The following is a 23622-nucleotide window of genomic DNA, read 5'->3' on the forward strand; positions in this document are numbered from 1 at the left end:
ACCCATAAGCGCCCACGCTTATCGACTGTATTTTTTTGTTAAAGATCATTCAGTTGCGCAGTCAAAACATCTATTCGTTTCGCCGCGTCGCTGCGAGAGAGGCCGAACTATACGCATCCACTACCGCACCGTCAACCAAATTCAGAAAATTTCTTGCAACATTTCTACAACCACTTGATTAATATAAGACCTATGTCTTGGAAATTCGGCAACTCCGTTCACAGTACACAGCGGTGTGCGCCTAGCTGCGAGATCAAAGTTCCGGGAAATGATCAAATTTGGCCTACTTCTGCTTGGTAATGACGTTTCACCCGAACATAGTGTTCTGCTGAATATTTAAAGTGCGCCAACTCAGCTTCAGTCAGTCGGCGAATTTCTTTTACTGGTCGCCCCAGGTATAAATAACCAGACTTCAAGACTTTTCCTGGCGGTACCAAACTGCCCGCCCCCACCACAACTTGGGACTCGATGATGACCCGATCCAATACAATCGTACCAATCCCGATCAGACATTCGTCACCAATTGTGCATCCATGCAATGCCACTTGGTGACCTATTGTGACATTCTCCCCAATAATCAGTGGTGCACCTTCGGGATCCTCCGGACGACGATGCGATACATGAAGCATACACAAGTCTTGTACGTTGGTATTGTTGCCAATACGAATTGAATTCACATCACCACGCACAACAGCAAATGGCCAGATCGAGACATTTTCACCCAACACCACGTCACCGATGACTTGGGCTCCGGGATGAATAAAACAGGAAGCTGGAACCGTGGGTGCCATACCTTGATAGCTACCGATACTATTAAACATTACAAAATCCTCTTGAGATTACTCAGATTGCCCCAAAGTTCATGAGATATACAAGGCATACCTTAATGTGCCTGCAATCATACGGTCCACAGGGCAAACTTCCCTGTCAGTCTCCTACATACAGGAACAGAATAATGAATCCACTGCTTGATTTCACCGGCCTTCCCAAATACAACGCAATCAAGCCAGGACATGTCAATCCGGCCATTGATCAGCTTCTGGCTGAGAACCAAGCGTTGGTCGAACAGTTAGTTGCTGATCCCGCAACACCAACGTGGACAGGTTTTATTCGCCCACTCGATGCAGGCTTGGAGAAACTTAGCCGTGCTTGGAGTCAGGTCAATCATTTGAACTACGTCGTATCAAGCCCAGAACTGAGGGAAGCCTATAACGAAAACCTACCCAAGATCACCCAATTCTATGCGGACTTGGCACAGAATCTTGGGCTGTATGCAAAATACAAGGCACTCAAGTCTTCGGACGAATGGGCTAGGCTAGATAGCACTCAGCGCAAAATTATCGACGATGAACTACGTGATTTTGTATTAGGAGGAGCTGAACTGGCTGAAGATAAGAAAGTACGCTTTAAGATATTACAGGAAGAGCTGGCCAATCTGTCCGCCAAGTTTGGTGAACACTTACTGGATGCAACCGATGCTTACAGCCTATATATTGATCATGCAGAGGACTTGGATGGCTTGCCAAGCGACAGTCTTGCAGCAGCTCAAGCAGCGGCCGAGGTAGATGGCAAGACAGGTTACAAGCTGACATTGCAGATCCCGTCTTATTTACCGGTCATGCAGTATTGTCACAATCGCACCTTACGCGAAACGCTTTACCATGCATTCGTGACTAGAGCATCCGAATTTGGCCCTGCAGAGTTGGACAATACTCCATTAATTGACCAAATTCTGGCACTGCGTACTGAAGAAGCCACTTTGCTGGGCTATACAACCTATGCAGATGTCTCACTTGCAACAAAGATGGCTGAATCACCTACGCAAGTCATGCGCTTTCTCAGAGATTTAGCTTCGAAAGCCAAACCATTTGCCCAAAAAGACTGGGATGAAGTGAACGCCTATGCTCGTATTGAACTAGGCATAGATAAGCTGGAAGCTTGGGACACGGCTTATGTCAGCGAAAAACTTCGGGAAGCACGATATGCGTTCTCCGATCAAGAAGTCAAACAGTACTTCCCTGAACCTGTGGTTCTGGACGGTTTGTTCAAACTGCTATCGACCATTTACGGCGTCACAATCAAAGCAGATCAGGCCGAGACTTGGCATAAAGATGCGAAGTTCTATCGCATAGAACATCAAGGCCAGTTGATTGGTCAATTCTATCTGGATCTTTATGCACGCACCGGCAAACGTGGTGGCGCATGGATGGATGACGCGATCTCCCGCGTCAATAAACAAGACTATATCCAAACGCCTGTAGCCTACCTTGTTTGCAACTTTTCGGCGCCAATCGGTGACAAGCCTGCCTTGTTCACGCATGATGAAGTAATCACGCTATTCCATGAAGCTGGTCATGGCCTGCATCATTTGATGACGCATGTGAGTGAGCGGCCCGTTTCCGGAATTAATGGTGTGGAATGGGATGCGGTCGAACTACCAAGCCAATTCATGGAGAATTTCTGTTGGGAATGGGATGTACTCTCCCAGATGACACGCCATGTTGATACCGGTGAAATTTTACCTCGGGTGCTTTATGACAAAATGATCGCTGCTAAAAACTTCCAAAGTGGGATGCAGTTTGTCCGGCAATTGGAGTTCAGCCTGTTTGACATGCAAATCCATAGCGGTTTCACTCCTGGCAAAGGTAGAACAGTCATGGATATCCTACAGGATGTTCGTAAAGAGGTCGCAGTGGTCATCCCGCCAGAGTTTAATCGCTTCCCACAATCATTCAGCCATATTTTTGCTGGAGGATACGCAGCCGGCTATTACAGCTATAAATGGGCTGAAGTATTGTCTGCGGATGCTTATGCTGCATTTGAAGAAAACGGCATATTGAACCCAGAAATCGGACGTCGGTTCTGGCATGAAATTTTGGCAGTTGGGGGCAGCAGACCCGCCTTGGATTCATTCAAGGCATTTCGCGGGCGTGAACCGGAAATTGATGCATTGTTACGACACAACGGCATGAGCGAAGCAGCCTAAGTAACGGCCACAGCCAAGGCTATCGGCAGGTTGACCGGGGTATGCTGATATAATGTTGTCATGAACACTTAACTTGGGACTTAAATCATGTTCAGACAGTCTTTGATCACTATCATGTTGGTCTCCCTTGCCGGTGGTGCCGTTGCCGGTCAAGTCTATAGTTGGACAGATCCAGCCACAGGCAAGACGGTGTTCTCCGATCAACCGCCACCACCCAATGTCAAAGGCCAGCAAAAAGACTATAAGGCCAGCACCATTCAAACCTCACTGCATGGCTATGCCATACAGGAAGCCATTCGCAAGTCGCCCGTGACCTTGTTCAGCAGTGACTGCGGTGAAGTATGTACGAATGCCAAGCAATTTCTGAGCAAACGTGGAATACCTTATACCTTGAAAAACCCTGGCACTCAGCAAGCCTACTTTGACGAACTGAAGAAACTGACTGGCTCCGACAAGATTCCTGTCTTGTTGATTGGCAGCAAAACTGTCACTGGCTTTGAACCTGGTTCATGGAACGCTGCATTGGATGAAGCAGGCTATCCAAAATCAGAGAACCCCGCAGTAGCCAATAAACCCAAAGAGACTGTTGCCACGCCTAATAAACCGGCCAATGGCGGCCAATAACACGGAGTCATACCAATCAATGCAACTGGCCACATGGAATGTCAATTCGCTCAAAGTTCGTCTGCCACAAGTCTTGGCTTGGTTAGCTAACAACCCTGTTGACGCATTGTGTTTACAGGAAACCAAACTGGAAGACCATAACTTCCCACGCAGTGAAATTGAAGCAGCAGGCTACCACGTGGCCTTTGCTGGCCAGAAAACCTATAACGGTGTTGCGATTCTGTCCAAGCATGAAATCGACGATGTGCAAGTCAACCTTCCAAATCTGGAAGATGAGCAGAAACGGCTGCTAGCATGCACGATAGCGGGCGTACGGGTCATTTGCGCCTACTTTCCCAACGGACAAAGCTTGGACTCGGACAAATATCAGTACAAGCTGCACTGGTTGGCAGCGCTTCAAGACTGGTTGAAAGTCGAACTGAACAAGTATGCTGCAGTAGCATTGTTAGGTGATTACAACATTGCACCTGAAGACCGTGATGTCCATGACCCCAAAGCCTGGGAAGGACAGGTTCTGGTAAGCCCACCGGAACGCGAGGCATTCCAGAATTTGTTGTCCATGGGCATGCAAGACAGTTTCCGTGCATTTGAACAAGCAGACAAATCGTTTACCTGGTGGGATTACCGGATGAATGGCTTCAAGCGTAACCTAGGCTTGCGTATTGATCACATCTTACTGTCCCCAGCCTTGGCTGAGCGGTGTAGTCAATGTGTCATTGACGTTACCCCTCGACATAACGAACGCCCATCCGATCACACTCCTGTCATTGCCACATTGAACTAAGACGTCCGATCATTGCCAAGACGTACATATGTTTTGTTTGCCCGATCAACACAGGAACTGTATGAAGAAGTTACCAATGCATCGCCTTTGCTCCCTGCTGATCGCCACCGCATTGCTGGCAGGTTGCAACAAACCACCAACAGATGTGGTGGACAAGGATGCCAAGCCATCGAATACCTCCAATCTGCCGAGCATCCAGCGTAATCCTGGAGTCACACTTCCGGACTTCACCACATTGGTCGACAAAGAAGGACCAGCGGTGGTCAATATCAGTACTACTCAAACAGTCAGTACGCGTGGTCGCGGTGGCCCGGGCTTATCGGAAGACGATCCTTTCTACGAATTTTTCAAACGTTTTGCACCGCCACAGGCACCACGTCAATATCAGACACAGTCACTGGGTTCCGGGTTCATTATTTCAGATGATGGCTATATTCTGACCAATGCCCATGTTGTGGCGGAAGCAGACGAAGTCAATGTCAGACTAACCGACAAACGTGAGTTCAAGGCAAAGGTCGTGGGCGTAGATCGTCGAACGGATGTTGCGCTGGTCAAGATCAACAGTACCAGCTTGCCCAAGGTACCATTGGGTGACCCGGATAACTTGCGGGTCGGCGAGTGGGTTGTTGCCATTGGCCAACCATTTGGTTTCGACAATTCAGTCACCGCTGGTATTGTCAGCGCCAAAGGCCGATCGTTACCAGATGAAAGCTATGTTCCATTCATTCAAACTGACGTACCGATCAATCCAGGCAATTCGGGTGGCCCGCTCTTCAATATGCGTGGTGAAGTAGTAGGGATCAACTCGCAGATCTATTCGCGTTCGGGTGGTTATATGGGCATCTCATTTGCCATTCCAATTGATGTTGCCCTGAATGTGGCCAAACAGTTGCAGGAAAGCGGTAAGGTTAGCCGTGGTCGAATTGGTGTGCAGATTCAACCCCTCACTCAGGAACTGGCGCAAAGCTTTGGCCTGAAGAGTACTGACGGTGCACTGGTATCAATGGTGGAAGCAGATGGCCCTGCTGCCAAAGCTGGCTTGCTAGCTGGTGATGTAATCATTGCGTTCAACAATCAACCCGTGAAATCGTCGAACGAGCTACCATTATTGGTTGCTAACATCAAACCAAGCACCAAAGCCGATTTAAAAGTATGGCGTAAGGGCCGGGAAGTGGTACTGAAAGTTACCGTGGCTGAAATGCCAACCGACAAGACGATTACCAGCACAGAACCGCCACAGACTGCTCCTGCAAAAATCGCACGGCTCGGTTTACAGCTCTCTGATTTGTCGTCCGAACAACGTCACGAATTACGTATCAAAGCCGGAGTTCTGGTTGAGGACGTTGATGGGCCTGCAGCCAAAGCCGGGCTGGAAGCCAATGATGTCATTCTGGCAGTGAATTCAACCGAAGTTTCCAGCGTAGCGCAATTCAGCAAACTGGTCAGTCGCTTTGACGGGGGTACGATCGCACTACTGGTGTTGCGCGAAGGTAATACGCTCTACCTCCCGCTGAAATTGCGTTGATCACTCATGACCAAAACCGATATGGTGGCCGTTCCGGGCCGCCATGTTGGTTGATGTTTATAGCAGGTTATTGTGATGCTTGTTGTAGTTTATTTTTATACTCAGTTACCTTCTTCTTCAATTCACGAAATTCCTCACAAGTCACCCAGCACAGCTTATCCAAAATCGCCAGATGCTTTTCGGCATTAGGTAAGTCATCTGCCATCAGATAAGCCTCGCCAATGTATTCGTGTACCCCCTGTGCTTCGGATTGATTTCCAGCGCACGTTCATAGTGCCTGAAAGCATTAGGCAGGTCGCCCAGTTTCCGGTGCGCATAACCAAGCCAGTTATAAGCATTGGTATCGTGCCACAACCTTATTCATTGCCTCAATTGCACCCTGCCAGTTTTCTGCTTTCAAAGCTGTTTTACCAGCCGAATAATCCACATCATCCGTCTGACTGTCGCCACCACCCCAGTTTCCCATGGCCTGGGCCGGTACAATAGTTACCAACGATAAAACCAATATCGCAGCCAACGTCATTCGCTTCATTCCACCCACTCCCTTGTATAACCAATCCACTGGACTTGGGGCGTTGCACCACGCGCTAGGCTAAATAAAAAAACGGGCAGATTAACTGCCCGTTGATACGGAATTAGCTGTTGGATGGTGGAGAAGCCACACTGGCAGTTGTCACTGGATAGTTCCAGAACCGCTTCCAGGCCCCCAGCACCATATTGGGGTATTCCGGTTTGCCCAAACTACCGTTATAACGCCCCAAGGCACGGAAAAGGTTTCCCTTTTCAATATCCAAGTAATGACGCAGGATGGTACAACCATACCGTAAATTGGTTCGCAGATGGAACAGGTTATGTTCACTGGTGCCAATTGAACGTACCCAGAACGGCATGACCTGCATGAATCCCCTGGCCCCTACACTGGAAACTGCATATTTACGGAAACCAGATTCCACCTGAATCAATCCCATGACCAGTTGCGGGTCAAGTCCAGCACGAGTCGCTTCGTAGTGAACAGATGTCAAAAACTGCCGTCGTACTTCCGGATCCGGCATGCGCTTTTCCAATCGTTTGGACATATCGGTAATCCAAGCCTGCGCATCAGCCTGATTTTCGAATACCAAACGGGGAGCTGCATTATCTGCCACTGCACGTTGCAACGACGCCTGAACACTCGCAGACAATTGCTCTTCAAGCTGAGCACCAGCCCGAACCTGATTTGCCATCATTGCTGCAAACAAGACTGCGATGATCTGAACATACCTTGATTTCATTTTTTCTTACCTTAACCTTGCCATCATATGGGCATCGACATACCGCCCATCGCGGAATGCAAAATGCCGCAAGGTGCCTTCGATATCAAATCCATGTTTCTTGTATAACGCTATCGCTGGCTCGTTGTAAGTAAGTACTTGTAATTCAAGCCGTTGAAGATTCAGCCAATTATCAGCCAAATCCAATACCGACGTCATCAGCAAGTTGCCAATACCTTGTCGATGCCGGTCCGCACGAACCACCGGTGCAATGCTGCCACAATGCTTGCGTGGTGTTTTGCTCATCACACTCAATGTCACTTCGCCCACAATCTCACCAACCTGTTCGGCAATCAGAATATGGCGCGTAGGCGGCGCATTGGTGATCCAATCCCGCCAAAATGATTGATCCATATGCGGCAACTGCATCAGCTGCTCACGAATGGCAGGATGAGCATATATCTCTGTCAGAGTAGGTACGTCAGCTACATTGGCGCGCCGGATTAGAATTGATGCGGAATCAAACACAAGCACCACCCTCCTCCAGTATCGGCCGCAAACGCGCCATGGAGTATGAGTTGACCCATTCTCCATTACGATAAGCGTGCCGTTGATGCTCCCCTTCAATCACAAAGCCAAACTTGCGATAAAGCGCAATGGCTGCTGCATTATCGGTATACACCGTCAGCTCCAGCCGCGATACATTCAGCCAGCGATCTGCCAGATGAATCAACTCCGCCATCAGGCAGCTGCCCACACCTTGTCCTTGCCATGCATCAGCGATTGCAATCCATACGTGGGCCACATGCCTGCGGCGTGGTTTGGCCTCTCCGCGAATACCAGCCGTACCCACAAGCTGATCTCCAATCAAGGCAACCAGCTCAATGTGATCATCTTCCTGTGTCACCATCCGCTTTTGCCACCCTTCGACAGATGGCCAAGGCAACTGCATGGTGCCTGCTACGGCAGACAAATCGTCGAAAATGCGGGCGACTGCTTCCGCATCTTCGATTGCCGCTCTACGTAAGATAATCGCGGGATTGGCCATTGATATCAACCAAGCTTTTGCTTGAGCTGATTCACTGCATCGGCCAGTGGCAATACCGTTGCCGCTGCATCGGTACGGGCCTGATATTCGATCTCGCCATTCTTCAGGCCACGCTCACCCAAGGTAATGCGGTGAGGGATGCCAATCAGTTCCATATCGGCAAACATCACTCCAGGGCGCTCATCACGGTCATCCAGCACCACATCGACACCCGCCGCTTGCAGCTCAGCATACAACCTGTCCGCTTCCTGTTTGATCAGTTCATTACGGTAGTAACCCACCGGCACGATAGCCAGAACGAACGGTGCCATCGCGGCCGGGAAGATGATGCCCTTCTCGTCAAAGTTCTGCTCGATGCTGGCCCCAACAATGCGGGACACTCCGATACCATAGCAGCCCATTTCCATCGGCTGGGTCTTGCCATCCTTATCCAGATAAGTACAACCCATAGCAGACGAGTATTTGGTCCGTAACTGGAAGATATGCCCTACTTCAATACCGCGGCAGATTTCCAAAGTGCCTTTACCATCCGGACTTGGGTCACCTGTCACGACGTTGCGGATGTCTGCCACTTGATCTGGTTCCGGCAAATCACGGCCCCAGTTGACGCCCGCAATGTGGAACTTGGGCTTGTTGGCGCCCACAACGAAGTCGCTCATTGCGGCCACAGTGTGATCAGCAATGACACGGATCTTGCTGCGATCGATACCGACCGGGCCCAGGAAGCCCGGTGGGCAATTGAAGAAGCCACGGATTTCTTCTTCCGTTGCAAAGCGGAAATCAGCCAAACCAGCCAGCTTGCCCACTTTGACTTCATTCAGGCCATGATCACCACGCAACAATAACAGGTGCAATTGTTCACCAGCCATCAGCACAATGGATTTCACGGTACGTGACAGCGGAATCCCCATCAACTCCGCCACTTGCTCGCAAGTGGTCTGTTTGGGTGTGTCCACGTCACGCATGACTTCAGCCGCTGCAGCACGTGTTGCAACCGGTGGCAATGCTGCGGCTAGCTCACAGTTGGCGGCAAAATCGGAAGTCGGGCAATACGCCAATGCATCTTCACCGGAATCAGCCAGCACATGGAATTCATGCGAACCATCACCACCAATCGCACCGGTGTCCGCAGCCACAGCACGGAACTTCAAACCCAGGCGGGTGAAGACATTGGAGTAGGCACGGTACATCACGTCATACGTGCTTTGCAGGCTGGCAAAATCTGTATGGAAGGAATAAGCGTCCTTCATCACAAATTCGCGTGCACGCATCACGCCAAAACGGGGACGGATTTCGTCGCGGAATTTGGTCTGCACCTGATAGAAATTCAGTGGCAGCTGTTTGTAACTCTTGATCTCGGTACGCGCGATGTCGGTAATCACTTCTTCGTGTGTCGGGCCGAAACAGAAATCGCGATCATGACGATCCTTGATCTTCAGCATCTGCGGGCCGAAAACGTCCCAACGACCGGTTTCCTGCCACAGTTCGGCAGGTTGAACTGCTGGCATCAGCAATTCCAATGCTCCAGCCTTGTTCATTTCGTCACGCACCACGGCTTCCACCTTGCGCAATACCTTCAAGCCCAATGGCATCCAGGTATACAAACCACTACCCAGACGTTTGATTAGGCCAGCGCGCAGCATCAGCTTGTGACTGGGCAACTCCGCTTCGTTCGGCGCTTCTTTGAGGGTGGACAGAAAAAACTGCGAGGTGCGCATTGCAAAGTTCCTGACAATTTTGAAAAAAGGTTTCAATTCTACTGCGTTATGGCGCTTGGGTCATCGCCTGAACGCAGCAGCAACAGTAAATGCGATTGAAGAGGGTGGATTGCATTATTGGATAAGCGCAAGCAACTGATTTTCAATAAAGGAAAGGGCATCATTCAGTAGTCTGAGCGAGACTGATGAACCCCTGTGAAGCTGGATCACTCACATGATCAAGCCATGTCATCGAACCGGCAAACACCCCCTGCTCAGACACCCGGACCTTGGCCGTTCTTTTGCCTGAGCGAAGCCAACAGTGCCGCTGAACGTGACTTCTTCTCCTCCACGCTCAACTCCCGCTTCTCACCTGGCTTGCCACTCCAGCGAATATCATCGCCTGGCAACTCACCCAAGAACCGAGATGGTTCACAGACGGTCCATTCACCGGCACGTCGGCGCTTCATCGCATGCGTGATGGTCAAACTCCATTGAGCACGAGTAATGGCGACATACATCAACCGACGCTCTTCTTCCACCATGCCGTTATCGACAGACTCACGGTGCGGGAGAATGCCTTCCTCACACCCCACCAGAAACACATGGGGATATTCCAACCCTTTGGATGCATGCAACGTAGTCATCCGTACCGCATCAATCTCAGCCTGATCCCGGCTTTCCATCATGGTGATCAAAGCAATGGTCTGGGCCAGATCAATAAGGGTTTTGCCATCTTCTTCCCCTTTCTTGGTCACCCAGCCGACGAAATCCATCACATTCTTCCACTTGGTTTCGCCTGCTTTACCCTCTTCCGAATCATAAAGCCAGATTTCGTAGTCGATAGCCTTCAGAATGTCCATCAACACCACACCTGCGGGCTCTCGCTCAGCACGCCATTGCATCCGGTTGATGAAGTCACAGAAAGTACGTAACGGCCCCAATTGCTTTTCCTGCAGATGTATTTCCATGCCCGGTGCGGTAGCCGCCGCAAACAGGCTGATGTGACGTTCAGCGGAATAGGTACCTAGTTTTTCGAGCGTGATATTGCCAATGCCTCGCTTGGGTGTGGTTGCAGCCCGGATGAAGGCCGGGTCGTCATCCTGATTGGCCAACAAGCGCAGGTAGGCAATCACATCCTTGATTTCCGCTTTGTCAAAGAAAGATTGACCACCACTCATCACATACGGGATACGCTGGTTACGCAGCGCCTGCTCGATGACACGAGCTTGGTGGTTGCCGCGATACAAAATGGCGTAATCCAGGAAGCGCTTACCGTGCTCAAATTTATGCGCCAGGATACGCATGGCGATGGTTTCTGCTTCATGCTCATCATCCTTGACGGCTAAAATGTTGATTGGATCACCTTCACCCAAATTACTCCACAACGTCTTTTCAAATAGTTTGGGGTTGTTACCAATCACTGAGTTGGCTGCTCGCAGGATACGGGAGGTAGAACGGTAGTTCTGTTCCAGCTTGACCAGTTTCAGATTCGGATAGTCCTGCTGCAATAGCCGCAGGTTCTCCATATTGGCGCCACGCCAGGCGTAGATCGATTGGTCATCGTCCCCCACCGCAGTGAACTTGCCCCAGCGCCCGGTCAATTGCCTTACCAGTTTGTACTGGCAGGTGTTGGTATCCTGACATTCGTCGATCAACAGGTATTTCAGCTTGTTGCGCCATTTCTCCAGCGCCTCTTCGTCATGCTCAAACAGCTCCACCGGCAAACGGATCAAGTCATCAAAATCCATGGCCTGATAGGCGAACAATGTGTCCTGATATGTACGATAACAACGTGCTGCGTGGAATTCACCTTCATGGCTGCCGTTGTTCAAGGCATCTTCCGGCGACACAAAATCGTTCTTCCAGCGCGAGATGATGCTTTGTACCCGGCGAATTTCTTCCTTATCCGTCGTTTTCAGGATATCGCTAACGATTTTGTAGCCATCATTCGCATCCAGAATCGAGAACTGTGGCTTGTAACCAATCCGTTTCGACTCCTGCCGCATGATCTGCATGCCCAGGCTGTGAAAGGTACATACCGTCAGACCACGACCTGCCGATCCATGCAGCAGGCCTTCCACACGCTCCTGCATCTCGCGTGCAGCCTTGTTAGTAAAGGTGATCGCAGCAATATTACGTGCTGACATGCCGTATTCGTTGATCAGATAGGCAATCTTGTGGGTAATCACTCGCGTTTTGCCAGACCCGGCCCCAGCGAGCACCAGCAATGGGCCGTCGACATAGTGAATGGCTTCGCGTTGTGGAGGATTGAGGCTAGGTGGTGGCATGCTGTGACATCACAAGGATTGATGCTTAAACTGCCAATCTTTCCAATCACTTGGAAAGATGGCATACGGGCTGACAGGTTGGCATATTAACATGGCACACAAGTCAGACTGATCGGCCGATATAATGAACGACTCAGCCAAGCTTGCGACTTCATCATGCCAACCTATGCCATCGGCGACATCCAGGGCTGTTATCAGCCTTTTCAAAACCTGTTGGAGCTGATCAATTACAACCCCACCACCGACCGTATCTGGCTAACGGGTGACTTGGTCAACCGTGGACCTTGTTCGTTGGAGGTGCTGCGTTGGGCCTACCAGCATCAAGATCGAGTGACTGCGGTCCTCGGCAATCACGATCTGCACCTATTGGCGGTTGCTGCAGGCCATGGCAAGTTACACAAGAGCGATACCCTGCAGCCCATTCTGGACGCGCCTGATCGTGATGTGCTACTGGATTGGCTCCGACAGCAGCCATTGGTTCATCTTGATCAAGGCTGGTTGATGGTTCACGCCGGTTTGTTACCGCAATGGACTGTAACAGATGCACGTCTACTAGCAGCCGAGGTAGAGCACATTCTGCGTGGCCCCGACCACGGAGAACTATTTCGACATATGTATGGCAACGAACCCAAGCGGTGGTCCGACGATTTACAGGGCTGGGATCGCATCCGGCTAATTGTCAACGCCATGACCCGCATGCGGTTGACTACACAAGATGGCGAGATCGACCTGAAATTCAAAGGCGAGCTGCCGGACGCGCCCGCACATCTCTGTGCTTGGTTCGATGCGCCAGGGCGTCGCAGTGCAAATACCCCGATTGTGTGTGGGCATTGGTCCGCTTTAGGTCTGTCCCTGCGGGACGATCTGGCAGCGCTCGATACCGGGTGCCTGTGGGGAGGCAGCCTTACGGCGCTTCGGCTGGAGGATCGACAGGTTTATCAGCTCCCTTGTGCAGCAGCGGCAGATTTAACGCAGTGGCAATGATTGCCTCTGCCTCTTTGCACAGATGGCGACGATGTGCTCCTTCCGCATTCAATTGGCGACAGAAATGAAGTTCAGCCACTGTCTGCTTGGCCGAGACAATACGCCAAATAGAAGCAAGCAGTGACAAGTTGTCGGTGTAAGCCGGTGCTATGGCATGCTGTCCATCTAGGTACAGGTAGCGCAGCCCAACTGGTTGCACTCGACCTTGAGATTCCAGAATCGGCTGGAACAGTGATGCATTGAATGGGCGAAGGTAGGTGCCATCAGCAGTCGTCCCTTCCGGAAACATCGCAATACAGTCGCCCTCTGCCAACGAGGCTGACACTATATTTCCAACTCGAGCAGTATCCCTTTTCTTCTGTCGCTCAATGAAGAGTGTCCCGGTCTTAACACACAACCATCCAATAACAGGCCAGCGACGCACTTCCGATTTGGCGACGAACCGGGAGACTGTAATTGAATTCAGTACAAATATATCGATCCACGATACATGGTTTGCCACCAACAATGTGTTGGCAGGATAAATACCGGGAGGTATTCCCACCACACGAACCTCAAAATTCAGCAGCAGCAGCATCTGTTGCGACCAGCGCTGGATAGTGGTTACCCGTAAGTCACGGTCTGCCGTACCAAACCGGGCAGCCACAATCACCACCCCTTTGAACAAATGAAAAGTCAGTCGAGAAATACGCCAAATGCGGGTAAGCAACCAGGTTTTACTCACTGCAACTCCACAAACAGGGTACCGGCCCAGCCGGCAGGAACCCGCAATTGTAGCGTTTCAGGTTCGTCTACGTGCTTAACGGCCTACAAAATGGCGTAAATACCGCTTATCCATATGCGACATTGGCAACAACATCAGCAAATCAGCGGTATTGAAATCCGGATCCCAAGCCGGTTCGCCACATACCATTGCCCCGACGCGCAGATAACCCTTGATCAGCGGAGGCAAGCTGACATCACGACTCCCTTCGATCGCCGACATTGGCAACGGGCAACGTGGAAAGGCACGCCACTCGATTGGGCTTGAATACTTATCCTTGATTTGATTGTAGATACCCACCGCATTATGGCCACCATCCGCCATGCTGATGCTGGCACAACCAATCAGGTATTCATAGCTGTTACGCACCATGTAATTGGCCAGACCCGACCATAACAGGGTGATGACCCCACCGGAACGATAATCCGGATGAACGCAGGAACGGCCAACTTCAACCATGCGATTGCGAAGGTTGGCCAAGCGCACCAGATCGAATTCGGATTCGGAATAGTAGTTCCCAATCTTACGCGCCTGCGAGGGGGCCAGGATGCGATAGGTACCCACCACCTCACCCGAGATTTCATTCCGCACAAGCAGGTGTTCACAAAACGGATCGAACATATCCTGATCTATCCCCGGCTCTTGGCCATCAAGACGGGCTCCCATTTCTTCGGCAAATACTTGATACCGGAGACGCTGCGCTTCCAGTACTTCTTCACTGGTTGTCGCCAAAGCTACAGACAGGCGGCATGCGCCTTGCAAGTGTTCGTTGGCTCGAGCTTGTAACATTGCTTTCTCCACTTTGTTCGACCTTTGCAACGTTAGTGCTGACGCATGCCAGCAAAATGACTATTGCGTTAAGTTTTGATGACGCTGCGGCGGTCGGTTTCGCTGCGTCCGGGGGTAGCCTATCGTATATACTGGCCGTATACGACATCCTGATACGGGGGAAGGTTCATGACATCGGTTAGCCGCATGTGTCGCACCATGCTATTAGGTTCATTGTTGGCTTTAGTGCCTGCATGGGCGGGAGCAAGCAGCCTGCCAGAAGTGATCGACAAGATCAAACCCAGTGTTGTAGCCATCGGCACCCACCAACCCACTCGGCAACCACCGCTCAATATCATGGGTACCGGTTTTGTCGTTGCAGACGGCAATATCATCATCACCAATGCTCACGTCATCCCACGCGTCATCGCCAGCGAACAGCAGGAAAAACTTGGCATCATTCTGCGCCAGGACGACAAGACAATATTCCGTGAAGGTACCGTACTTGCACAAGATCCGGCACATGATCTGGCAGCCATCAAAATTACCGGCAACAGCCTGCCATCACTACCAATCGGCGATTCCGACAGCATCCGCGAAGGTCAGCGTATCGCCTTTACCGGGTTTCCAATCGGCATGGCATTAGGCCTGCACCCGGCCACGCACCTTGGTTACATCTCAGCCATATCACCGATTGTGTTACCTGCGCTCAACTCACGACAATTGGACCCACGTGTAGTCAATCGCCTCAAGCATGGTGGTTTCAATATTCTGCAACTGGATGCTACAGCCTATCCCGGCAACAGTGGCAGTCCCGTCTTCGACCCTGAATCCGGGAGAGTCATCGGCATCATCAATATGGTGTTTGTCAAAGGCACCAAAGAAGCAGCCTTAGCCACACCATCCGGCATCAGTTATGCGATCCCGGCGAAGTTTATTGACGAGCTGATCCGTGAGAAGTTGGTGAAGCCTTGACTGGCCTAGTATCACTGCGCATCAATGATAGCCACAGTAGTAAGAAGATCAAGCACTCGATTCGGGCAAAATCCAGTAAGCTATCAAACAACCCGACTGCACAGGCTGCCACCACGGCAGCCAACAGCAGCGGGGCCAGTTCATCGCCGCGTCGCATCTTGTCACGCAATGCCACCATCGCCGCCAGCAACAGAATACTGAACAAACTGACCCCAATCAGCCCTTGCTCATAGTAAACATGCAGCCACATGTTCTTGGCATGCCAAGGTAAGTGGTGCCGATCACTGGTATAGGACCAATATGCCAACCCTTGATTGAAGTTCCCATTGTCCAGCAAGGCTCGGCCTGCGCCATCGGTCAGACGTAAATCCGTCACATCGATACTACGGCTGTTGTTGGTGTTGTTGGTAGACAGCGACAACTCTGTCGGACGCAACCAAGACCAACGATCAAGCACCCGATTGCCTTTGAGAGTGACAGAAATCGGTTGCCATTGGGTACCGATACTGTTCACCTGAGCATGTTGACAGTTGAATGGATACAACAACCATTTATCGCATACCGTAGCGTACAGAATGCCACCCGGCTCCATACTGCGGGCCATCGCCGAGAGCGTGAGCGTTTCACCATTGCCTACCTGAACACGTTGTCCCACACGCACTACGTCACCGAAGCCACCAATATAACGTGGTGCAATCAGGCGCAAGAAGCGACCACCTTCATCCTTGATGGCAAACGCGCCGGGGGACTCGCTCTTGCGATTGTGCCAATAATAGTCATCAACAAAACGGCCTTTACCTTCACCCAGCAACATACCACGAGTGCTGTCAACCAAAGCCAACACGTCGCTCCAATGCTGCTTACGACCTTCCAGGTCCTGACTGACCTGGCTAAAACGAGTACCCATGTAATAGTTGCCCATCACCGGGATGATCAGCCCAAGAATCAGCATAACACCCGCTGGCATAGCCAGAGCAACAGGAGCCGGCTTCCACCAACCCGCGAAACGGGCAATCGCTATGGTCAACCACAGATAACCGACCCATCCCCACACGGGCCACCAACCGTCATCCTGCCGCCAATGTCGGGCAACCAGTGGCACAGCGATGGATAGCCCAATCACACCTGCCCAGTGCAGCACATGGGCATGCCCCTTACCTTCACGCCATGCCATGATCGCCCCGATGACCGCCATCAAAGCAGTAATAGCTGTTGCTACATAGGCCCCCTTTGGGGCAAACAAGGCTAAAGCGGGCACTGTAACCAGAGTGATCAGACTTAGTGCAATCAATATCCCTTTTCCTTGCCCATGCGGCAGTCTTACTGGTGCCAACGCGATGGCAGCCAGCATGGCCAGCAACGCCGCCGCCAGAGTACGATAACCACCATTCTGGAACACGAGAAGCAACCCGTACCCCCCCAGCAACAGCCACAATAATGACCATCCAATACCTGGGCCAGACTTGTCGTGACGAACCAATTTCAACGCCAGTAGCACGGCACTGAACAAATAGGCCAGATATACACCACGGGAGAAACTGGTCAGGGCCGCATAGGTTGCGATCAACAAAACGCCGCCGCCAGCCATCGCCACCCAATCCAATCGCCGACGCAAGGCGACCCAGACACATAAGGGCAACAAGGCAGACAGAAAGCAGTCTAACGCAGCGCCACCTGCAAACATTTCAAAGAATGGGCCAACAGCACGATAGTCACTTGCAAAATCAGTCAGCCCCGGAAACAACCAGCGTTCAAATACAACTACCAGCGAAGCCAGCGCCAAGCCTGCCGTGGCACCAGGCATGAAAAAACGCCACAGTGCCGTATCCCGGTCGGTCCATGCCCTTCGCACCATCGGTAAAAGACAGAAAGCCAACAGATAACCTTTGGCGCCACGCAATACATTCATTGCCCCAAGCGAACCAAGTTCGCTGGCCAATTCGTTCCTTGCATCCATTGCGCCCATGGCCAAGGACGACAACCAGGACAAGGTAAATGTCGCGACCAACACCCCAGACAAAGGCGAGAAACGGCCACCACGTTGCTGTCTGGGTGCCTGCCAATAGCCCACTGCCAGCACGACAAGCATGAACAACTCGAACTCCTGAAGTAATAACCAACCACTCCAGGGAGACCAATCCAATAGCGGCATCAACGCGGGCACTGTGGCCAACCAGATCACCGGCCAACGACTCTGCAAACCAACCTGTACCAACATCAGTAACGCCAACAACACACCATAGGGTCGTTGCCAAAGCCCTCCTATTGCAAGGAAAGCAAACACCAGCGCCATTCCTCGATAGCCTAACAATGACAAAACCGATGGTTTCTTGCTCAAGGCTGTTTGCCCCCAGATCGATCAATGATTTTGTGATGACGCAAGCCCAGTGGCCATTTCGCACTGTCAGCATAGGCCCCGATGTAGTCTCGAGTAGCTTGGCGGCCATCGTAATCCAACTTGGCATCCGTCAAAGGCACCATCCATTCCAATGGTGGCTCGCTTATTTGCAGCTTTCCAGGTAATGGATCAAGGCGCAGCTTACCCGGCCTGGCAAATGGTGAACGCAGATGGCTGGCTGCGGCCTGCCAATTCCCAATCACGTTATGTGCTTGCTCTCCACCTTGTACCGGATATGTAGCAAAAACCGCATTGCGTTGGATATATTGTGGGTATGAGGCCCCAAGCAAACCATTGCGCAGATAAATACCATTACCGGCCGCCAGCACGGTGTTGTGAAATACATACACCTGCCGCGGCACATCATTATGTGGCTGGATATTGATTGCGTCGCCGGTCGGATTCACAAACAGGTTGTTATACAACGCCAGATTCCCTTCACCCTGAAACAAGGCTTCACTGGGATTGCCATAGAACAGGTTACCGTAGATATCGTAACGATCATGCTGACCAGTGCCTTCCAATGGCCAATGCCCCACCAGCATGCTGGGTCGGGCATCCTTGCCACGGCTACTGTTGACCGCCTTTACCAACACATTACGACGAATCACCGTAACACTTCGACCCTCGGGCATGCCCACTAAGTTCGGCCGCGTTGCCTGATGCTTGATCTGCAAGTTATAACCCAACGAACCGACAATCAGATTTTCTTCAATCAACCCGCCGATAAAGGGGGCACGCCCATCGGAATTGCCAAGGTACAATCCAGTTCCAGCCCCAATGATACGATTGTTGCGAATCACCCAACCCCACGCTGGGCACTTGGTCGAGATGCCCACATAACCTTGGTTTGCACCATGATTAACGATGGCTAGGTTTTCCAACGTAATGTGATGTGCCCAGCGGGCATTACCCTCTGCCCGCACACCATCAGCTGGCAAACCCTGCCCATCAAGCAACATGTTGCGAACAATCAGATGAGCAGAATCGGCGATACTGACGGTATTACGGTAGGCTTGGGCAACCAGACGGGTACGATTCGGTCCAGCGCCACTGATGATGATTGGTCGATCCGGCTCCCCGACTAAGCCAAACAAAGGCAGTCCCTTGGTATAGGAGCCTGGCTCCAGCAACAATTCATCCCCAGGCTTAAGGCGCTTCAACTGATCCAGATAGCTGGAAGGATCAGCGCTGATCTGCGCCGCGTGCGCCCATGCTACTGCAAAGAACCATAACCACACCCACCATCGCATGTCGACTCAAGCCTTAATGTGTACCCGCTGGCTTGGTATCCGCAGGTGGCGTAATCGCTGGATCTGTTGAGGTTGGTGATTCAACCGTCGGCTTGGAAGCGTCATCAGGTTTAGCTGTATCTGAAGCTGCAGTGGCACCAGAAGCAGATTTGTTTCCAGCTTCAGGTTGGGGCGTAACATCGGCCGGTTTAGTCGTCTCTACCACCGGAGCTGGCTTAGGTTCGGTCCATTTTCCAGCTTTTTTCAATTTGTCCCGTAAACCAGGCAAAGGGAAGCCTGCCAGATAAGCCTTGTGAGCAGAGGTCAAAGCCTTGTCGTACTGCTTTTTCTCGACATACAGCAGGCCCATGTTATAGGCGAGATTGGCATCTTCTGGCGAGAGTTCCTCAGCCTCCTTCAAGACTTTCATCGCCTCATCGGATTTGCCGCTTTGCGCCAAATGCTTGGCAAGCAACATACGTGGCACCAAATCCTTTGGCGCAAACACTGCCGCCCGTTTTAAAAAGCAGGTAACACTCCGTACCGAGCCAGGCAAGCGTTCGGACTTCTCACGCATACTCAATCTCACCAGCGACTGCAAGGCACGTGGATGATTAGGGTACTTGGTCAATGTGTACTGGATATCCGGCATCACTGCCTGCCCGGTTTGGCCTCGTGTCAGGTTTTCAACCTGTGGGGTGAAATGTGCGTTTTCAACCAAGGGGGATTTGGCACGTTCAACCGGATCGTTGTAATCAAATGGACCGAAACTACCCGGCATAGGTGGTGGCACCGGATCACAATCCGTCATGTCGATTTCAGCATGCGCCATCATCGACAAACCACACAAGGTGACTAACATGCACAAGCGGTTCAACATGCGGGTTGCTCCAGTTTCAAGAGGGTTGAATCGCCGAATCCAACAGGCGGGCAAACTGTTCAGTACGTCCGCGACGTGAGGCTGCAAGAACAGCGGCATCACTGGCACATGGGGCTGCTCCCTGTGTCAGTCGAGTCATAAAGTCACGAAGCATACTCATGATCGCTTCGGTATTATCCAATGGCGCAATAGTGTCGATCCCTGCCCGGCGAATGACGTCTGCGGTATCGCCAATCGGGTCTGTCAGTGCAAGTACCGGTCGTCGGGCGCGCAAATATTCGTAAGCCTTGGCCGGAATCTGTCCATTGCATGATGAGCCTTGAAGCACTAGCAGACCATCCACAGACAACATTTCTGCCAGCGCATCGGCATATGGAATCGCCGGTGCCAGCTCAATCAAATCCGTAATACCTTCACGCGCAGCCATTTCCTGCAAGCGGCTGTCGTTACCTGTAGCCCTAAGCCTGATCAGCAATTGCGATACCAATGGATCATTGGCACGCTTCAATTGCCCCAGTGCGGTAAACAGCTGGGTCGGATCACGTTCCATCGAATAGACAATACCACTGTGCAACAGCACTTTTCTGCCAGTACGTACACTTATCGATGGCATAGTGCTTTCAGCACGAGTAAACACCTCTTCGTCATACCCGTTCTCTAACAATACCAACTTGTCGGTAGGCAAATCCGGATAGGTCTGGCGATAGGTCTGAATCGCCCCCGGTGAAGTAAATGTGGCAAAGCGGCAGCCTTGGAAAACTTGCAATTCCAACTGTTTGAACGCCTTCCACACCGTTGGATCTTCAGGATAGCCATCTTGTGCCATGGGATCACGAAAATCAGCCACCCACGGCAATCCGGACAATCGATGCAATGTAGCACCAATCTTGTGTGCCGTAGCGATCGGGTAAGTCGACCAGATGGCAGCAGGGTGATATTGACGGATCAGACGCATGCCCGCCGGAATGGCACCAAACCACCAACTGATCCAGCGATCGGGCAAAGCAAAGGCACGAGGATACCGGCCAGCCAGTGCTAAGTGACGCGAAGTATCCAACGCAAACGCACGCTCCACGATCACGCCTGGCGGCACATCTGCCAACAGGTCATCTGATTTATCTGGATAGGCTCGGGGATGAGCCGTCAGCACAATCGGCTCCCAGCCAAATTCACTCAAATACTGTGAAAAACGCAATGCGCGCTGAATACCGCTGGACCCACGCAATGGTGGGTAGTGATATGCGATCAATAATACGCGCCGGCTCATTCACCCACCCAATCCAAAGTCCATTGCTCAACAATTTCCCGCCATTCACGACGCGAAAACGTATGATTGGCCTCTTTCAATTCTCTTTGTTGCACATTGGCTTGTTGCATCAATTCTTGCCAACGAGGCGACGTGTTGACCACTGCACGGAATTCAGCTGCCGTCAAATCATCACCAGACAAAATGAACAATACCCGACCGCGAAAACGGGCCAACCCTTCAGCCATACGCTCTGGCAACGGCAATGCCGGATCGATTTCTACCCTGGCTGACTGCTGATTGACTGCAATCTGTTTGGTATTACGTGCTTGCCTGAGCTTGCCGACATATTCACCAATTGCACCTCGCACATTGACACCACCACGTAGCAGCTTCATCCAGAAATCACGACTGAACAATCGTTGCCGGTAGTAATGTTTTACAAATGCCTGAGCCAGCCCGGCATCAGTCCGCACCCAGGGATTCAGCAATACCAGCCCTGTTACACGTGGATCACGCCAAGCATAGAACAATGCTGCCGATGCAGCATCGCACAACCCCCAAATTACAATACGGCGTAATTGCGGTTGTTGCTGGCAGAAGACATCAATCGCTGCCCGTAGGTCATCTTTGACTTGTTCAAACACATGCAGTGGACCGCTTGCATCTCCCATGCCACGGTAGTCGAATCGCATGGCTGGTATGCCACCATTGGCCAAAGCACGACACAGCAAAGTGAATTGCCGATGACTGCCCGCCCGATATTGCGGACCACCGACAACAACCAGCACCCCCACATCCCCAGATTGGGCAGGTAGTGACAGCACTGCTGGCAACGTCTCGCCCTGACAGTGGAAAGAAATGGTGGCTTCCTGCCTCGACACTACTGACTGACTGGCTTGCTCAGTTTCTCGCTCAGCAGCATTGACTTCAGCATTTACCTGCAGGGTAGTACCTGTCGATGCTGATACAGTCAAATTAGACTCATCATCCGATACATCGCGCTGCATGACCTGCAAAGTAACATCCCACAATGCCGGAACATCGGTGATTTCCTGAGTGGCCCAGAAACCTTCACCAACCAGCTGATGTACCCTTACACCACTTTGTTTGTTACGCCATTCGCTGGCCAACTTTTCCACAATGGGTGGCAACGGGCGATCAACACTACCTTGCAATTCAAACCAGTCTACAATCAAACCGCCCCGCATGACATTTGCCAACTTGGCTTGTGCTTGCGGTAATGCTAAACCCGGGGCCAATGCATAGCCGGCGATCTCGATGGTTTCTCCACTTACCAATTGCTGTCGCAATTGCGTAGTGTTGGCAGCCCCCTCTCCAGCACCGCTCAACATTTGATTGGCAACTTTCAGACGCAGGAACTGAGTAAGATGTTGCTCTCCATTACTGACTGGCGCCCACAGCAACAAACGCTGGCAATTACCATCAACCATCGCATAGTCGGCAGCCAACAATGCACCCAACCGCAATCCCCATAGAGTCAACGGTAAGTCATAACGCATTTTTAACCAGTTTGCCGCACTAGCGATATCAGCACGCCAGCCTTCCCACGTCGCCTCAGCAAAGTCCCCAGCGCTGTCACCACACCCACCCAAGTCTATCGACATCACGGCATAACCCTGGCTCGCAAGACGGCGCGCCATTTCAGCCACCATACGACGGGATTTATGCATTTCCTCCGCGAACGGGTGTACATACAGCACTACACCCCGCGCTTGCCCCTGCACCGGGTAATGCACGCAAAATCGCGCCCCAAGTGAAGTTTCGAGAAAGAATGGATCGAACGGATGGGTCACGACGGTAGTCAGATACCGGATTTGGTGTCTACAAAGGTCACCAGGCTGCCAACAGAGGCAAAGGTATCGGCACTGATCTCGTCATCTGATACGGTGAAGCCGAATTGCTCTTCCATCGCGGTAATCAAGTTGATCACAGCGATTGAATCTAGCTCGGGAATGCTACCCAGCAATGGTGTATCGAGTTCGAATGTATCAACACGGCTGCCTAGTTGCAGCGTGTCAGCCAGAATCGCCTTAACGGCGGCAAGCGACGACATAAGTAGTTATCTCCAGCTCCGCGCCGTAGCCTGCTCAGCAAGTCGGCGCAACATGAAAAACAGACGGACGGGAATTGTAACAGCAGCGTGATGG

At 51.6% G+C, this 23622-nt stretch carries 23 protein-coding genes and 1 pseudogene; 6 read left to right on the forward strand and 18 right to left on the reverse strand.

The annotated features are described in order from the left end of the window. Window positions 1–272: 272 nt before the first annotated feature. Window positions 273–821: a gamma carbonic anhydrase family protein gene (locus FFS57_RS16370; protein WP_137938889.1), complete on the reverse strand. Its 549-nt coding sequence runs from the start codon at window positions 819–821 to the stop codon at window positions 273–275. Window positions 822–955: 134 nt separating this feature from the next. Between FFS57_RS16370 and FFS57_RS16375 the strand changes: the two genes are divergently transcribed. The 4 genes from FFS57_RS16375 to FFS57_RS16390 all read left to right on the forward strand — a co-directional run bounded on the left by FFS57_RS16375 (window position 956) and on the right by FFS57_RS16390 (window position 5919). Next, entirely contained in the window at window positions 956–2986 is a 2031-nt protein-coding gene (locus FFS57_RS16375; RefSeq protein ID WP_137938944.1) for a M3 family metallopeptidase, read from the forward strand. A 114-nt stretch (window positions 2987–3100) separates the two neighbouring features. Next, window positions 3101–3610 (forward strand): glutaredoxin family protein, encoded by a 510-nt coding sequence (locus FFS57_RS16380; RefSeq protein WP_171014008.1) that lies wholly within the window; start codon window positions 3101–3103, stop codon window positions 3608–3610. A 19-nt stretch (window positions 3611–3629) separates the two neighbouring features. Beyond that, window positions 3630–4394 carry an exodeoxyribonuclease III gene (xth, locus tag FFS57_RS16385; RefSeq protein WP_137938891.1) on the forward strand — a complete coding sequence of 255 codons (765 nt, stop codon included), beginning with the start codon at window positions 3630–3632 and terminating at the stop codon, window positions 4392–4394. Between the two features lie 61 nt (window positions 4395–4455). After that, entirely contained in the window at window positions 4456–5919 is a 1464-nt protein-coding gene (locus FFS57_RS16390; RefSeq protein ID WP_137938892.1) for a DegQ family serine endoprotease, read from the forward strand. A 67-nt stretch (window positions 5920–5986) separates the two neighbouring features. Here FFS57_RS16390 and FFS57_RS25255 read toward each other — a convergent pair whose 3' ends face one another. The 8 genes from FFS57_RS25255 to FFS57_RS16425 form a co-directional block, all read right to left on the reverse strand. Next, on the reverse strand, window positions 5987–6124 hold the full coding sequence (locus FFS57_RS25255) for a hypothetical protein (RefSeq protein WP_171014009.1): 138 nt from the start codon (window positions 6122–6124) through the stop codon (window positions 5987–5989). Then, the gene (locus FFS57_RS26265; protein ID WP_171014010.1) at window positions 6124–6273 is read right to left on the reverse strand and encodes a tetratricopeptide repeat protein; all 150 of its coding nucleotides are present in this window, start codon (window positions 6271–6273) and stop codon (window positions 6124–6126) included. Before FFS57_RS26265 ends, FFS57_RS25255 begins: the two co-directional genes overlap by 1 nt. Continuing rightward, window positions 6248–6451, reverse strand: coding sequence for an outer membrane protein assembly factor BamD (locus FFS57_RS16400; RefSeq protein WP_137938893.1), 204 nt, complete (start codon window positions 6449–6451; stop codon window positions 6248–6250). Before FFS57_RS16400 ends, FFS57_RS26265 begins: the two co-directional genes overlap by 26 nt. 103 nt (window positions 6452–6554) lie before the next feature. Continuing rightward, on the reverse strand, window positions 6555–7190 hold the full coding sequence (locus tag FFS57_RS16405; RefSeq protein ID WP_137938894.1) for a lytic transglycosylase domain-containing protein: 636 nt from the start codon (window positions 7188–7190) through the stop codon (window positions 6555–6557). A 6-nt stretch (window positions 7191–7196) separates the two neighbouring features. After that, the gene (locus FFS57_RS16410; RefSeq protein WP_171014011.1) at window positions 7197–7697 is read right to left on the reverse strand and encodes a GNAT family N-acetyltransferase; all 501 of its coding nucleotides are present in this window, start codon (window positions 7695–7697) and stop codon (window positions 7197–7199) included. Continuing rightward, window positions 7690–8217: a GNAT family N-acetyltransferase gene (locus tag FFS57_RS16415; protein ID WP_137938896.1), complete on the reverse strand. Its 528-nt coding sequence runs from the start codon at window positions 8215–8217 to the stop codon at window positions 7690–7692. The genes FFS57_RS16410 and FFS57_RS16415 overlap by 8 nt, the downstream gene beginning before the upstream one ends. Before the next feature lie 5 nt (window positions 8218–8222). Then, complete coding sequence (locus tag FFS57_RS16420) at window positions 8223–9935, reverse strand: proline--tRNA ligase (protein ID WP_137938897.1); 1713 nt, start codon at window positions 9933–9935, stop codon at window positions 8223–8225. 254 nt (window positions 9936–10189) lie between these two features. After that, window positions 10190–12205 (reverse strand): UvrD-helicase domain-containing protein, encoded by a 2016-nt coding sequence (locus tag FFS57_RS16425; RefSeq protein ID WP_137938898.1) that lies wholly within the window; start codon window positions 12203–12205, stop codon window positions 10190–10192. Window positions 12206–12361: 156 nt separating this feature from the next. Here FFS57_RS16425 and FFS57_RS16430 point away from each other — a divergent pair, with 156 nt between their 5' ends. Continuing rightward, on the forward strand, window positions 12362–13189 hold the full coding sequence (locus FFS57_RS16430) for a symmetrical bis(5'-nucleosyl)-tetraphosphatase (protein ID WP_137938899.1): 828 nt from the start codon (window positions 12362–12364) through the stop codon (window positions 13187–13189). On the opposite strand, the gene FFS57_RS16435 is transcribed toward FFS57_RS16430, so the two are convergent. Next, complete coding sequence (locus FFS57_RS16435; RefSeq protein WP_137938900.1) at window positions 13110–13913, reverse strand: lysophospholipid acyltransferase family protein; 804 nt, start codon at window positions 13911–13913, stop codon at window positions 13110–13112. The two genes, FFS57_RS16430 and FFS57_RS16435, sit on opposite strands and share 80 nt — an antisense overlap. 75 nt (window positions 13914–13988) lie before the next feature. Further along, window positions 13989–14741 carry a GNAT family N-acetyltransferase gene (locus FFS57_RS16440; RefSeq protein WP_137938901.1) on the reverse strand — a complete coding sequence of 251 codons (753 nt, stop codon included), beginning with the start codon at window positions 14739–14741 and terminating at the stop codon, window positions 13989–13991. Between the two features lie 168 nt (window positions 14742–14909). On the opposite strand from FFS57_RS16440, the gene FFS57_RS16445 reads away from it, so the two are divergent. Beyond that, window positions 14910–15695: a S1 family peptidase gene (locus tag FFS57_RS16445; protein ID WP_249384027.1), complete on the forward strand. Its 786-nt coding sequence runs from the start codon at window positions 14910–14912 to the stop codon at window positions 15693–15695. On the opposite strand, the gene FFS57_RS16450 is transcribed toward FFS57_RS16445, so the two are convergent. The 7 genes and pseudogenes from FFS57_RS16450 to FFS57_RS16475 form a co-directional block, all read right to left on the reverse strand. Beyond that, the gene (locus FFS57_RS16450) at window positions 15655–18033 is read right to left on the reverse strand and encodes a DUF2339 domain-containing protein (RefSeq protein WP_137938902.1); all 2379 of its coding nucleotides are present in this window, start codon (window positions 18031–18033) and stop codon (window positions 15655–15657) included. The two genes, FFS57_RS16445 and FFS57_RS16450, sit on opposite strands and share 41 nt — an antisense overlap. Then, the gene (locus tag FFS57_RS16455; protein ID WP_137938903.1) at window positions 18030–19346 is read right to left on the reverse strand and encodes a right-handed parallel beta-helix repeat-containing protein; all 1317 of its coding nucleotides are present in this window, start codon (window positions 19344–19346) and stop codon (window positions 18030–18032) included. Before FFS57_RS16455 ends, FFS57_RS16450 begins: the two co-directional genes overlap by 4 nt. A 13-nt stretch (window positions 19347–19359) precedes the next feature. Then, window positions 19360–20205, reverse strand: a complete 846-nt coding sequence (locus FFS57_RS16460) for a tetratricopeptide repeat protein (RefSeq protein ID WP_171014012.1) — start codon at window positions 20203–20205, stop codon at window positions 19360–19362. A gap of 16 nt (window positions 20206–20221) precedes the next feature. Further along, window positions 20222–21472 carry a glycosyltransferase family protein gene (locus tag FFS57_RS16465; protein WP_137938905.1) on the reverse strand — a complete coding sequence of 417 codons (1251 nt, stop codon included), beginning with the start codon at window positions 21470–21472 and terminating at the stop codon, window positions 20222–20224. Continuing rightward, on the reverse strand, window positions 21469–22335 hold the full coding sequence (locus tag FFS57_RS26270) for a hydrolase 1, exosortase A system-associated (RefSeq protein WP_502705921.1): 867 nt from the start codon (window positions 22333–22335) through the stop codon (window positions 21469–21471). The genes FFS57_RS16465 and FFS57_RS26270 overlap by 4 nt, the downstream gene beginning before the upstream one ends. A gap of 135 nt (window positions 22336–22470) precedes the next feature. Continuing rightward, a pseudogene (locus FFS57_RS26275) lies at window positions 22471–23268 on the reverse strand (hydrolase 2, exosortase A system-associated); the annotation flags it as partial. Between the two features lie 8 nt (window positions 23269–23276). Beyond that, a complete protein-coding gene (locus FFS57_RS16475; RefSeq protein ID WP_137938906.1) occupies window positions 23277–23528 on the reverse strand; it encodes an acyl carrier protein in 252 nt (83 codons plus the stop codon). Window positions 23529–23622 lie beyond the last annotated feature (94 nt).

Source organism: Chitinivorax sp. B (assembly GCF_005503445.1).
Lineage (GTDB): Bacteria > Pseudomonadota > Gammaproteobacteria > Burkholderiales > SCOH01 > Chitinivorax.